Consider the following 13754-nt stretch of genomic DNA (forward strand, 5'->3'; position numbering starts at 1 on the left):
GCGCGGGCCAAGGGGGAGAGCATCCCGTCCTGCCTGCATGTTTCTCGCGAAAGTCGCTTCGGCCAAAACAGCTATAGGGGTTTACATCCCGAACGTCCATTCGTAGAATAAGGGCAAGAAGGTGAGCCTGGTGAAGATGAAAAAAGATATGGCAAGTATTTTGGAGCAGTTGAAAACAGACGAGCGTTTTCGGGACAATATCGCCCACTGGCGGGTGATTCCGGCACGCGAGGCCAAAGCGGTTCCGTTTCCGCAGGAGATGGATGCGCGTATTCAGGATGCGCTGACGCGAAGAGGGATCAGTTCTTTGTACACGCACCAGGAGACGTCGTTTCGCCATGTGCGCGGAGGCAAGCATATCGTGGCTGTCACGCCGACTGCATCGGGGAAAAGCATGTGCTACCATCTGCCGATTTTGCAGACGCTGGCCGAAGACACACAAGCCCGCGCGCTTTACCTGTTTCCGACCAAAGCGCTCGCCCAGGACCAGAAAGCGGAGCTGCACGAGCTGATTGGCGAAATGGGGCTGGCCATCAAGTCGGAGACGTACGATGGCGACACTCCTGCCAACATCCGGCAAATGGTGCGCAAAGCGGGCAACATCGTCATCACCAACCCGGACATGCTGCATTCAGCCATTTTGCCCCATCACACCAAATGGGTTTCTTTTTTCGAGCATTTGAAATACATCGTCATCGACGAACTGCATACATACCGCGGCGTCTTTGGAAGCCACGTCGCCAACGTGATTCGCCGCCTGAAACGGATTTGCGCCTTTTACGGCAGCACGCCGCAATTCATCTGCACGTCGGCTACGATCGCCAATCCGCGAGAGCTGGCGGAAGCGTTGACAGAGGAGCAGGTAGAGCTGGTCGATAACAACGGCGCGCCGTCGGGAATCAAGCATTTTGTGTTCTACAATCCGCCAGTGGTCAACCGTCAGCTGAACATCCGGCGAAGCGCCACATTGGAGGCGCGGGATATTACCGAGCAGTTTTTGACCAATGGCATCCAGACGATTTTGTTTGCGCGCAGCCGTGTCCGGGTGGAAATTTTGCTGACGTATTTGCAGGAGCTGATCAAGCGCAAGCTCGGCCCGAAAACGATTCAAGGATATCGCGGCGGCTATTTGCCTAGTCAGCGCAGGGAGATTGAGCGCGGCCTGCGCAATGGCGACATCATGGGAGTTGTTAGCACGAATGCGCTGGAGCTTGGGGTGGACATCGGGCAGCTCCAGGCGTGCGTCATTACCGGGTATCCAGGCTCGGTGGCGAGTACGTGGCAGCAGGCGGGACGGGCAGGCAGACGGCAAGGAGAGTCGGCGGTCATTATGGTCGGCAGCTCGACTCCGCTGGATCAATACGTGATCGCCCACCCCGAGTATTTTTTCGATCGGAGTCCGGAGACGGCACGGATCAACCCTGACAACCTGATTATTTTGGTCGATCATCTGAAATGCGCGGCGTACGAGCTGCCTTTTAGCAAAGGGGATACGTTCGGTCGCGCGGAAATCACGGAAGTGCTGGAATTTTTGACTGAGGAGCAAGTGCTGCACTACTCTCGCGGCAAATGGTTCTGGATGAACGATTCATTCCCAGCACACAACATCAGTCTGCGCTCGGCATCCCAGGAAAACGTGGTCATCATCGATATTAGCGAACGCGGCAACGAGCGGGTCATCGGGGAAATGGACCGGTTCAGCTCGATGACGCTTTTGCATGACGAAGCGATTTATTTGCACCAGGGAACGCAGTACCAGGTGGAAAAGCTGGACTACGAGGAAAAGAAAGCGTACGTCCGGGAAGTGCAGGTCGACTATTATACAGACGCCAATCTGGCGGTGCAGCTGAAAGTGCTGGAGCAGGACCAGACGCGCCACCACGGGCAGAGTGTCGTTGCCTACGGCGAAGTCTCGGTGCACGCCATGGCGACGATTTTCAAGAAAATCAAGTTTGAGACGCATGAAAATATCGGTTCGGGGCCGATTCATTTGCCTGAGGAGGAGCTGCACACGAACGCAGCGTGGATCGGTTTTTCCGACTCGCTGCTTGCAGAGATCGGGACGGAGGACGTGGAGCGGGGGCTGGTTGGACTGGCCCACGTATTGCAGCACGTAGCGCCACTTTTTGTCATGTGTGACCCGATGGACTTGCATGTGATTCCCCAGCGCAAGGCTGTGCATTCTCAAGAGCCGACGATTTTCCTGTACGACCGCTATCCGGGCGGCATCGGGCTATCCGAGCAAGTGTACAAGGAAATGGAGACGATTCTCACGCAGGCGCAGCAGCTGATCAGCTTTTGTCCGTGTACATCCGGCTGTCCTTCCTGCGTAGGGGCGACTGATGACGGCAGCAAGGAGCTGGCGATGACCTTGCTGCGCATCGCTCAGGGAGGAAGCACATATGTCTCTTAAATCCAAGCTGCAACGGATGAAGGGACATATGGCGCTGGATTCGGAAAAAAGGGCGTCGTCCGCCGCAGCGAGGGCAGCTGAGGAAGCGCAGGGGCAGTCGGCTGCGGGATTGGCGGCCAAAGCAGACGGAGTGCTCGAAACAGCCGAGGTGTCGGCCAAAGCAGACGGAGTGCTCGAAACAGCCGAGGTGTCAGCAGAGGCAACCAGAGTGTCCGTTGCGGCTAAGGCATCGGCTGAAGTAGCTGGAGCGTTCGAAACGACCGAAGAATCAGCCAGAGCACCAAAAACGACTAAGATGTCCGCAGAGGAAGAAGTTACCGCATCAAGTCCCGCTGACTCAGAATCACTTTCTGCCATTCCCGCACAAGCAGGGAAACTGCCGATTCCTTTTGCAGACAAATGGAGCAGAATGCAGGCGTTCCCCTACTTTTGGGAAGACGAGCATGTCATGATTCGCGAGGTTCGCTATCCGATCGGGCAACGCCACGGGGCGTACACTTTTTCCCAGTTGAACGAGGCAATCGCTATCTGGGAAGCTTCCGGCAGAGAGCATCCATTGTCCGCAGCGGGCAAAAAAGCGGACGAGTTGCTGTTTTTTGATACGGAGACAACCGGGCTGTCCGGCGGCGCCGGGAATGCCGTCTTTTTGCTTGGTTACAGTCGTCTGGAAGGGGAAGAAGTTATTGTCCGCCAGCATTTCCTTCCGGCTCCGTATGCGGAAGCGACTCTGTACCAGTCGTTTCTCGAACAGGCGCAAAAGTCTTCGCATCTGGTGACGTTCAACGGGAAATCGTTTGACTGGCCGCAGGTGCGGACGAGGCATACGCTGGTGCGCGATCAGGTTCCCGCCTTGCCGACGTTCGGTCATCTCGACTTGCTGCACGGAGCCAGAAGGCTGTGGAAGGCTGAGCTGGAATCGTGTCGCTTGGGAATCATCGAGCAGGAAAAGCTGGACGTTTTTCGCGAAGATGATTTGCCAGGCTTTTTGGCTCCTGTACGGTACTTTGACTTTTTGCATTCGCAAGACCCTGACGTGATCGAAGGGGTGCTGCGGCACAACGAGACAGACGTTCTTTCGCTGATCACGCTGTACATTCACATGACCCGGCTGTTGACAGATCAGCCGGGCAACGACATTTCTGTTGCGGAACGATTTGAAATTGCCAGATGGTACGATGCACTGGGGGACCAGGAAGCGGCCATGGCGGGCTACCGCCTGGTTGCGGATAGCGACCATGTCTGGAGCAACCGGGCCAAGCTCGCCATCGGCCATTTGTACAAAAAGCAAAAGAACTGGCAGCAAGCGTTGACGGTCTGGGAAGCGTGCATAGCGTCGTCCGGCTACGTCCCGGAAGAGGTGTACATCGAGGCGGCGAAGCTGTGCGAGCATCAACTGGGCGATGCGGAAAAAGCATTGCGCTATACGCGGCAAGCTTACGAGCAGTGGAAAAAGCGGGGCACCTTGCTGCGAAACCGTACCCAAGCAGAAGCAGCCGCCTACCAAAAACGGATCCACCGCCTGCAAGCGAAAATGCAGGGAAATGCGGTGGAGCAGGAGAGCCTTTTGTCCGGGTTTTTGGATTGGTCGGATGAGCAGGAAGAAATGTAAATAGCGCAATAATGGTAGGCTCTGTCGGGAAAGCAGCAGCTATCGGTAAGCAGTAGCTACTGGGTAAAACAGCAGCTATTGGATCAGCAGAAGCATTAGCTAAAAAGTGTAGCTTTCCGATAAAAAAACAGCCTCCTTCCCAAACCGGGTGAGGCATTTTCTCAGTCTTCTATGTCAAAACGAAGCTTCGTTACTGGCCCGTCTTCCTTGAACCATTTGGCGACCGATTCGTACGAAGAATCAGTCAGCACTGGTACCGATATTTCCAGCGTGTGCGCGTCGACCCATGCCAAATCCGTGATGGGCAGCTCAAAAGACTCCGGTGATAGCAGCGGCCGCAGCTTTTCCTCGGCATTGTGGATCGGAAGCAGCTCCAGCTTCATCAAATCGATGATCGACAGATGATGCCGAATCACTTCATTCCCCTCATTTCTGCCAAGGAGGATCGCTGCGTACTTTTCGTCAGGCGATAAAATCGCTTGCTGAAAGATGCTGGAAGGGTCTAACGGAAGACTTTTGACATGGTCGTCTTGCAGGTGGACCAGAACATGACTGCATAATTTGGTGCCGCAGGCGTAGGCCACATCGGCAAGCAATCCATTTTTTCCAGACCAGAATGGCTCAACCACGATTCGTTCCATTTCAATCTTCTGCTCTTCGGGGGTGTACTCGTTCAAATAATTTTGCAGCCCTTGAATTTGATTGACGGGTAAATCATATTCTTTTGAGTCAAAGACAAAGGTTAGTGCTTCCCCCACTTCCGTCACAGCGCTGTCGGTTTGTTGAAAAGAGGCTGCTTCGTTGCTGCATCCGCTCAGTTGAGTCAGAAGAAGCAGCGTCAAAAAGATAGAGACAAGGAAGTTCCTTTTCATAAAAGCTCCTTTTCTGCCAGATACGCTTGATTTTATAATATTTACGATCTTTTCACGTTTCAACAGCAAGTAGATGAATCCTGCACAAAACAAAACAGCCGCTAAAAAACGCTCATGACCGTTTAATGAAAAACAGACCCTCTGATTGGAGGGTCTTGCCGTTTTATTTAACATATCTCCCCCGATACTCCTCAGCCAGCATGGACATCAGGATCGAATCGTGATAAGCGTGGTTGTAATAGAGCGCTTGACGCTGCACGCCTTCGCGCTGGAAGCCGAGCTTTTCATAAGTGTGGATCGCCCGGTCATTGTAGGCGAATACGTTCAGCTCGATCCGGTGCAGGTTGAGAATGCCAAACCCGTAGTCGAGCATCAACAGCAGCGCCTCACTGCCGTAGCCTTTGCTCTGGTAGGCGGGTTGATGGATGGCAATGCGAATGTAGGCGTTGCGGTTGAAAGGATCGATATCGCCGAGCTGAACGTCGCCAATCACCTCATCGTTTTCGCACAAGGCGATCGCAAGCAGCACGCTGGTAGAATCGTGCCTTTTGCTCTCAAAATATTGCTCGATTTGCTCGCGGGTAAAGTGCTTTTGCGTGCCTGTCAATTTGCGTGTATCGCTGCTGTAGAGCGAATGATAGTAAAAGTCCACATCGTCCTGTCCAAGAGGGCGGAGATAGACGCGTTTTCCCACCAGAAAACGGACGGGGGCGCTGTATTCGTTATGAGTAGACATGTTTGCTGTCCTCCTTGCCAGATTCGCTTTTTAACAGCATAGTGGACAAGTGTATACTTGAAAATGCACAGTTTGCTAAAAAACAAAAGGACAGATGAGGGAGCATACACGATGCTGCTGTTGACACCCAAATGGAACGAAGCGACAAACGAGCCGCAATATGTGCAGCTGTACACGTATATCAAAAACGAAATCATTGCGGGCAGACTGGCGGAAAAAGTTCGCCTTCCTTCCGTCCGCAAGCTGGCAGATTCGCTTGGCCTGAGCACGACACCTGTAGAAATGGCCTACCAGCAGTTGCTTGCCGAAGGATTCATTCAGAGCAGACCGCGCAGCGGCTACTTCGTGGAAAAGCTGCCCGATCCCGAATTTTCGCCAAAAGAAAAAAGGCAGCATGAACACTTAGGATGGAACCGACCGACTGTGCGTGATGCACGAAACTACCAATACGATTTTCATATGTCGCAAAACGATTTTTCTCTTTTTCCGTACACGCTCTGGCGCCGATTGTACAATCAACTACTGTGCCCGGCGCGGGAAGAAGATTTGTTCTATGGAGATCCGCAGGGCGAGCCGGGGCTGCGTCGGCAAATCGCCGATTATTTGCACAGGTATCGCGGAGTAACCTGTTCGCCGGATCAAATCGTCGTTGGAGCCGATCAGTTCGGGCTGCTTTCGCTCATCTGTCTGATGCTCAAGCCGCAGTTGGAGCGCATCGGCGTGGAAAATCCGGGCTACCTGCTCTATGCCAATACATTCCGCCAGCATGGATATGAGACGGTGCCGATTTCACTCACGGAGGACGGGATCGATGTTTCCGAGCTGTACGAGTCGCAGGTGCGGCTCGCCGTCGTTTCTCCCTCGCACCAATATCCGCGCGGGATGATCATGCCTGTCTCCAAGCGGTTGCAGCTGTTGGAGTGGGCGCAAAACGTCAACGGGTACATCATCGAAGACGACTACGACGGCGAGTTTCGCTACCACGGCAGGCCGATTCCTGCGCTGCAAGGGCTGTTGCCGCAAAATAATGTCATCTACATGGGCGGCTTCGCGCAAGTCATGGCGCCTGCGCTCGGCATCTGGTACATCGTTTTGCCAAGCTCCTTGCTGGATGTCTACTACACCTTGCTGCGCGACACTTTGCTGGAGCAGTCAGCGTCGCGGCTGCATCAACGCGCGATGGAAGCATTCATGCAAAACGGCCATCTGGAAAAGCACGTCCGCAAAATGCGCAGCCTGTACCGGAAAAAGCACGATGCCCTGCTGGCAGCCGTTCAGAAGCATTTTGGCGAGCGGGCTGCTGTGATCGGAGCAGATGCCGGATTCCACGTATTGCTGCGCGTCTACAGCGAGCGGTCGGAAGAAGAGCTGAAACGGCTGGCGATTCAGGCGGGAGTGCGGGCGTCTTCTGCGGCTTTTACATGGCTCAAGCCGCCTGCGGACATGCCCAAAGAATTTTTCCTCGGCTTCTCAGGCATTGCCCTCGACCAGATCGAACCGGGAATTGCAGCTTTGTGCCAGGCGTGGTTTGGCGACAGTTGACAACAAGCAAGCGGGATACGATGGTCGATTTGGCCAGCCGGGCAGATTTTCCAGGACGGATTTGCGCGTCAGGTACGAGTTGAGTGAAAATGAGGTAATGATTGATTGTTTATGATCTTTGTTGATTTTTACTGAGCCTTCACATAAAATTAAATCAATACCAATTTAATCCTTTTGTGTATGTAAAACCCTTTGGCGTGGAGGGGGAAATGAAATAGCAAATGATTGAAAAAAAGTATCTCAAATCAAATGAGGTCATGGACTATTTGGGAATTTCTAAAGCAACACTGACGAGGTACATTTAACAAGGTATGCCAGTTTATAGACTGTCGGCACGTAAAACTTGTTTGGCCCTCAATTAGTAAATGAATGGCTTAAAAAACGTTCTGAAGGCTAATTAAAAGAGAAGCCTCTCACTAATGTAGAACGCGCTTATCAACGCCATCGAAATAGCACTTTTTTGGAGATATAAATTAAGTGATAGGGTAAAGTCGGGAATTGTAATTTTTAATGAATTTACAAAAGCTTAAAAGTAATTTTATGGGGGTATGCTTTAATGTCTAACCATATGAAAAGAAGATATCTAATTAGTTTGTGCGCTTCAATATTATGTCTGATAATTCTTTTTATTCTTGCGTATAGTCAAAATATTGAATGGTTAAAAGAGTATAGTTTTCTTAAGATATATTTAATCTCCATAATAGTTCACATAGTAACTCATTGGGTAACTGGATTTTTCAGGATAAAAAAAGTTTAAAAGAATAACGGAGACAAAAAATGTAAGAGTATTTTAATTTGCTCTTACATTTTTTTATTTATATGGAAAATTATATGTGTATTGTTAAAAATATAAAAATAATACAAAAAATTAACTAAAAAGGATAAAATTAGAAGGAATTACAATTATTTCTGTAGAAATGTAGAAAAAAGCCGTACCAAGTAGAACTTTGGCGAGTCACCCTTGGTAGCGGCTTAGCGTGAACCCCTTTCTTGTTGTGAAAAAGGGCTACATCCTTTTAATTAAACAACAAAAGTCCCTTTTACTGCAACAAAAAAGAGGTTAATTTCTGCCGGGAAAGGGGAGGAATGACAACTTTTTTGTTTCGAAACTAAATTAATTGAAGGGACTGTAAAAATGTTGAAAATGAAAAGACTTTTAGCGATGGTAATGACTTTTGCTCTAATGTTAGTGGGGGTTGCAGGATTCGGCGCTTCTTCAAATGTTGCTCAAGCAGCAAAAGGAGATGTTGTTGGTGTAGTAGTAAAAAGGCAAATATATCATAAATCTCAATGGAGTCAGGCTAACTGGTCGCAAACAGATTATGAGTTTTATTTGATGGCCCCACAAGCGCGTAAATTTGCAAAAAATTACGATACAGGCTATGCAGAGGCAGCTGCTGAATATCTCATGGGCTTAATTCCAACTGTGGGGCCGTACATGGCTGGTATTGCAGTACTCACTTCGATTTACGATAGTGATTTTGGTACTGAAATTCGGGATCGATCTGAGCGTGGTCCTGTAAAGTTTACTGTAACGCAGAATAAATACGGAAAATTTTATGGGCCGGTGACTACTTGGAGTGGTGATGTTGATAGAGTCAAATTAGGTGACACTACTTATAGTACTGTAGTCGACTATGATTACCTATATAAGTAATGAATCGTTAATAACTTTTTTTTCTAGTTGACTCTAGTGTTAAGCTTGGAAGTTTTACGGTGGTATGCAAGCCTGGCTCGATCAAAATGTAGCAAATTTCCGGTTTAATCGATGAAGTTGAGGGTGGTGTCAGCGACGCTGGTACTACCCCAACTAATAAAACAGCGAAATATGCGCATTGTAATGAGCTGTTTAGATCCATCTTTAAGTGGAAATTCAATAGTGCAGTTATGGCGTACAGTTCTAGGGGCGAAAACCTCTTTAGGTACCTGTGCGTTTTTTGTTTTTCCAGTCTTCTAGCGCATGAGGGAGCTGCAAAATACGAATGTTCAATGGTCTCAATGTTTCTAAGGTAGTAACTTCTTTCGGATCAAAACCATACTCTCTAAGGAAGTTGATATGTTCCTAGGCTAATGGAGACATGTGTTTTAGTAAGCCTTCTCGTAAGACTCTTTACACTTAGCGGATCAGTTCAGACTTCTCTCGATCATTTGCTTAGTGTTCAAGCAATAGCTAGAGCGCATTTTCGTAGGAAATTTGGAATGTTTTTCTGTGACAGTTCATTTCGATCGGGAATTGCCGCTTTGTGCCAGGCGTGGTTTGGCGACAGTTGACAAGTTGACAACAAGGAAGCAGGCAAGTATGCTACTTGTTGTAGTCACAGGAAAATATAGAAAACAAAATATTTTCCTGAGTTTTCGAGAGGAGCTTTCCTGAACATGCAAGAGCGAATTTTACAATGCGCCCAGCAGGAAATCGAAACGAGAGGCATCCGTTTTACGATGGCCGATTTGGCTCGCCGGGCGGGAATCAGCACAAAGACGCTGTACGCAAGTTTTCCCTCCAAGGAAGCGCTCATCGAGAGGATCATTGCGGATAGCATCGAGGAATTGAAGGCCGAAGAAGACCGGATTTTGTACGATCCAAACCTCGGTTTGCAGGAAAAAATGCGCGAGCTGCTGGCTTTGGTGCCGGGCGGATTTTCCAGGACGGACTTGCGCGTCTGGTACGAGTTGAAGCGCTATTATCCTGCGCAGTGGCAAATGATTGAAGAGGTTTACCAAGAAGAGTGGGAGCATGTCCGCGTGCTTTTGGAGCAAGGCATCGAGGCAGGCGTGTTCCGCCGCGTTCAGCTGCCCATCCTGATTTTGATGTACACAGGTGCGCTCGAACAGTTGATTGACCAACAATTGTCAGCCAGCTACCAGATGACAATCGCGGAAGCGTTGGACGCGATTATCGATATTTTGCTCGGCGGTGTGCTGGCTTCGTCAGCGGAGAAAGGGGATCAGGGAGAATGAGTTGGGTGTATTTGCTGCTGGCGATTTTGCTGGAGGTAGCGGGAACGACTTCCATGAAGCTGTCGGAAGGGCTGAGCAAGCCGATCCCTACTGTGTTGATGTTTGTTTTTTACGTGCTGTGCTTTTCCTCGTTGAGCCTCGCGCTCAAAGAGATGGAGGTGGGCACTGCCTATGCGATCTGGTCCGGGCTGGGCACGGCGATTATTGCCCTGATCGGTGTCATCATCTTCAAGGATGCCTTTACCGTGAAAAAGATGGTGGCGGTCGGGTTGATTATTGCGGGCTGCGTCCTGCTGAATCTCGGTGACGGCGCACATGCCCAAGAGCCTGCAAAAGCGCAGCAGGACGGAGGATTGACGGCTAAATGAGCAGAGCGAAGCCCAAGCTGTTCTGGTTTTTCTGGCTGACGGATGTGGCTTTCATCGTCTACTGGGCGATTGTGTTTTTCGGGCTGTTGCCTGCGGAGTACATGTACCAGGATTATCGCGATCCGAACCTAGTGGCGTGGAACTTGTCCTTTTTTCCTCTGGATATGCTGGTTTCGCTCACGGGGTTCGCGAGCCTCTACAGCTACCGGAGGGGGAGCGACAGCTGGAAGCCGCTCGCCATCGTTTCGCTCGTGCTCACATCGTGCTCCGGCTTGCAGGCGATCGCCTTTTGGGCGTTCAAGGCTGACTTCGACTGGTCGTGGTGGTTGCCGAACTTGTTTTTGCTGATCTATCCCCTGTTTTTTCTGCCGGGCTTTCTAAGGGCGGAAAGCGTGGGGCGAAAAGGCTGCAAGCCGCAGTGCGAAGCGCAAAGCCAGCCATGAACCAAAAAAGCTGCGATTGAAAAGAAAACGGATTCTTGACAGATTTTATATGTCCACTATATAGTAGGACATAAGTTAATAGTGCTGTGGAGATTGGGAGATCAGCTAATATTTGCAAAAAGAGGGCAGCGCCCTGCATTTTTGCGAGTATTGGCTTTTTTGTTTTCTCCATAAACGACGCAAAGGAGTTGGGCGAAATGTAAGCGCTTCGAAATTGGGTTGCCCGCGACGCGATGTGCAGTCTCTTGGAACAAGGTGTTTTCCAAATAAGGGGGTAAGGGACATGTCTGTTTACGTAGGAGAGTTGATCGGGACGATGATCCTGATCATTTTGGGGGCAGGTGTATGCGCCGGCCAAAGCTTGAAAAAGGCATACTCGCAAAATGGAGGCTGGATTGTCATCACGCTCGGCTGGGGTCTTGCAGTCGCATGCGGTGCTTACGCCGTAGGCAGCATTAGCGGCGCGCATCTCAATCCGGCGCTTACGATCGCACTGGCCAGCATCGGTCAATTTCCGTGGGAGCAGGTGCCGGGCTACGTCATCGCGCAACTGATCGGGGCATTTATGGGAGCGACTTTCGTCTGGATTTTTTACTACCCGCATTGGCGCGAAACAGATGACGCAGCAGCCAAATTGGGGATTTTTGCCACAGGTCCAGCGATTCCAAACACAGTAGCCAACTTGTTTAGCGAAATTTTAGGTACTTTCTTCCTCGTGCTTGGTCTTCTGGCGATTGGAGCGAATAAATTTGCAGAAGGATTGAATCCGTTTGTCGTCGGTTTCCTCATCGTGGCAATCGGCTTGTCTCTCGGCGGAACGACTGGTTACGCGATCAACCCTGCCCGCGACCTGGGGCCGCGCATCGCGCACGCCCTGCTGCCGATTCATGGCAAAGGTCATTCCAACTGGGGATATGCGTGGATTCCGGTTGTCGGTCCGATCATCGGAGCAGTGGGCGGCGCGTTCTTTTACAAATGGACGTTCACTGATCACAGCTTGACAGGGGTTGTAGGCTTGGCTGTATTTATGGTCATCGCCATAGCCGTAGGCGCTGCCAGCAAAAAATCGAATGCAGCAAGTGCGACTGGCAAAGAACGTCTGGTGACAGACCGGGCGCGTTCCCAATCGCATTGACGATATAGAAGTTTTCACCCATAAAAAAAGAAGCAGGGAAAATACCCTGCCTGTAGCTAAATAGAAAAGATCCGATGCTTCTATTATAAGGAGGAATAGCCGCTATGGACAACAAATATATGCTTTCGCTCGACCAAGGAACGACAAGCTCTCGCGCTATTTTATTCGATAAATCCGGTGCAATCATCGGGGTTGCCCAGAAAGAGTTCACGCAAATTTATCCGAAGCCGGGTTGGGTGGAGCACAACGCGGAGGAAATTTGGGAGTCGCAATTGGAAGTATTGAAAGCGGTATTGTTGGAAAATCACGTGAAGCCGGAGCAAATCGCGGGCATCGGGATCACGAACCAGCGGGAAACGACCGTTGTCTGGGATCGTCACACCGGAAAGCCGATCTACAATGCGATTGTTTGGCAGAGCAGACAGACCATCGATATTTGCAACCAGCTCAAGGAGCAAGGTTACGAGCAAACCGTGCGGGAAAAAACCGGACTGTTGATCGACGCGTATTTTTCTGGAACAAAAGTAGCGTGGATGCTCGAACACGTGGAAGGTGCGAGAGAAAAAGCAGAGCGCGGCGACCTGCTGTTCGGCACGATCGATACGTGGCTGATCTGGAAGCTGACAAACGGCAACGTGCACGTGACCGACTATTCCAATGCTTCGCGCACATTGATGTTCAACATTCACACGCTGGAGTGGGACGACGAGCTGCTCGCCATGCTGCACGTTCCGAAAGCGATGCTGCCGCGCGTCTGCCCATCCAGCGAGTTGTACGGCTACACCGATGAAAAAGTGTTCCAGGTGCAGATCCCGATTGCCGGAATCGCGGGCGATCAGCAGGCTGCCTTGTTCGGGCAGGCGTGCTTCTCCGAGGGCGCTGCGAAAAATACGTACGGCACAGGTTGCTTCATGCTGATGAACACAGGTGAAAAGGCGGTTGCTTCGAAAAACGGGCTGTTGACGACGATTGCCTGGGGAGTAGACGGCAAAGTCGAGTATGCGCTGGAAGGCAGCATTTTCGTGGCGGGCGCGGCGATTCAATGGCTGCGCGACGGGCTGAAGCTGATCGAAAAGTCATCCGACTCGGAAAAGCATGCAATGGCAGTAGACAGCACGGATGGAGTATACATGGTTCCGGCCTTCGTCGGTTTGGGAGCGCCATACTGGGACATGGAGGCAAGAGGAGCGATCTTCGGTTTGACTCGCGGTACGACCGAGGATCATCTGATTCGCGCTGCCCTGGAATCGTTGGCGTATCAAACGCGTGACGTGCTGGAAGCGATGGAAGCCGATTCCGGGATCAAGCTGCAAAAGCTGGCTGTTGATGGCGGAGCGGTAGCCAACAACTTCCTGATGCAGTTCCAGTCCGATATTTTGGCGACAGAAGTAGAGCGCCCGCGCGTCAACGAGACGACTGCACTCGGTGCTGCTTACTTGGCAGGGCTTGCTGTCGGCTACTGGAACAGCAAGGAAGACATCGTGCACAACAAAGTCGTCGAGCGTTCGTTTGTGCCTGATCTGGCCGAGGAAAAACGCCAGGAGTTGTACGAGGGCTGGAAGCAGGCTGTCAAGGCGACGATGGGTTACAAGATTAGGCATTGATTTTTGCGCCAAAGAGGAATAGAGTAAAGATAAGTTAATCATTTGCTGTGGAGACCGTGGAGACAGCCAGTATC

Annotated in this window: 11 protein-coding genes; 9 read left to right on the plus strand and 2 right to left on the minus strand. The window is 50.9% G+C overall.

Annotated elements, in window-relative coordinates; translation table 11 throughout:
* Positions 1-130: 130 nt before the first annotated feature.
* Both IRJ17_RS08480 and IRJ17_RS08485 read left to right on the plus strand, forming a co-directional pair.
* Complete coding sequence (locus tag IRJ17_RS08480) at positions 131-2413, plus strand: DEAD/DEAH box helicase (RefSeq protein WP_217022177.1); 2283 nt, start codon at positions 131-133, stop codon at positions 2411-2413.
* Positions 2403-4022: a ribonuclease H-like domain-containing protein gene (locus IRJ17_RS08485; RefSeq protein WP_415858090.1), complete on the plus strand. Its 1620-nt coding sequence runs from the start codon at positions 2403-2405 to the stop codon at positions 4020-4022. The genes IRJ17_RS08480 and IRJ17_RS08485 overlap by 11 nt, the downstream gene beginning before the upstream one ends.
* Positions 4023-4183: 161 nt before the next feature.
* Here IRJ17_RS08485 and IRJ17_RS08490 read toward each other — a convergent pair whose 3' ends face one another.
* On the minus strand, positions 4184-4894 hold the full coding sequence (locus tag IRJ17_RS08490) for a hypothetical protein (protein ID WP_242774285.1): 711 nt from the start codon (positions 4892-4894) through the stop codon (positions 4184-4186).
* Between the two features lie 163 nt (positions 4895-5057).
* Positions 5058-5630: a GNAT family N-acetyltransferase gene (locus tag IRJ17_RS08495; protein WP_242774289.1), complete on the minus strand. Its 573-nt coding sequence runs from the start codon at positions 5628-5630 to the stop codon at positions 5058-5060.
* 114 nt (positions 5631-5744) lie between these two features.
* Here IRJ17_RS08495 and pdxR point away from each other — a divergent pair, with 114 nt between their 5' ends.
* From pdxR to glpK, 7 genes are all read left to right on the plus strand, one after another.
* The gene (gene pdxR / locus IRJ17_RS08500) at positions 5745-7172 is read left to right on the plus strand and encodes a MocR-like pyridoxine biosynthesis transcription factor PdxR (RefSeq protein ID WP_063231729.1); all 1428 of its coding nucleotides are present in this window, start codon (positions 5745-5747) and stop codon (positions 7170-7172) included.
* Between the two features lie 1135 nt (positions 7173-8307).
* Positions 8308-8829, plus strand: coding sequence for a hypothetical protein (locus IRJ17_RS08505; protein WP_063231731.1), 522 nt, complete (start codon positions 8308-8310; stop codon positions 8827-8829).
* Positions 8830-9548: 719 nt separating this feature from the next.
* The gene (locus IRJ17_RS08510; RefSeq protein WP_173596639.1) at positions 9549-10130 is read left to right on the plus strand and encodes a TetR/AcrR family transcriptional regulator; all 582 of its coding nucleotides are present in this window, start codon (positions 9549-9551) and stop codon (positions 10128-10130) included.
* On the plus strand, positions 10127-10498 hold the full coding sequence (locus tag IRJ17_RS08515; protein WP_173596640.1) for a DMT family transporter: 372 nt from the start codon (positions 10127-10129) through the stop codon (positions 10496-10498). The genes IRJ17_RS08510 and IRJ17_RS08515 overlap by 4 nt, the downstream gene beginning before the upstream one ends.
* Entirely contained in the window at positions 10495-10941 is a 447-nt protein-coding gene (locus IRJ17_RS08520; RefSeq protein WP_173596641.1) for a YvaD family protein, read from the plus strand. Before IRJ17_RS08515 ends, IRJ17_RS08520 begins: the two co-directional genes overlap by 4 nt.
* 283 nt (positions 10942-11224) lie before the next feature.
* Positions 11225-12076, plus strand: a complete 852-nt coding sequence (locus IRJ17_RS08525; protein ID WP_122966392.1) for an MIP/aquaporin family protein — start codon at positions 11225-11227, stop codon at positions 12074-12076.
* A gap of 104 nt (positions 12077-12180) precedes the next feature.
* Positions 12181-13680, plus strand: coding sequence for a glycerol kinase GlpK (glpK, locus tag IRJ17_RS08530; RefSeq protein ID WP_122966391.1), 1500 nt, complete (start codon positions 12181-12183; stop codon positions 13678-13680).
* Positions 13681-13754 lie beyond the last annotated feature (74 nt).

Source organism: Brevibacillus parabrevis (genome assembly GCF_022701015.1).
Classification (GTDB): Bacteria; Bacillota; Bacilli; order Brevibacillales; family Brevibacillaceae; genus Brevibacillus; species Brevibacillus parabrevis.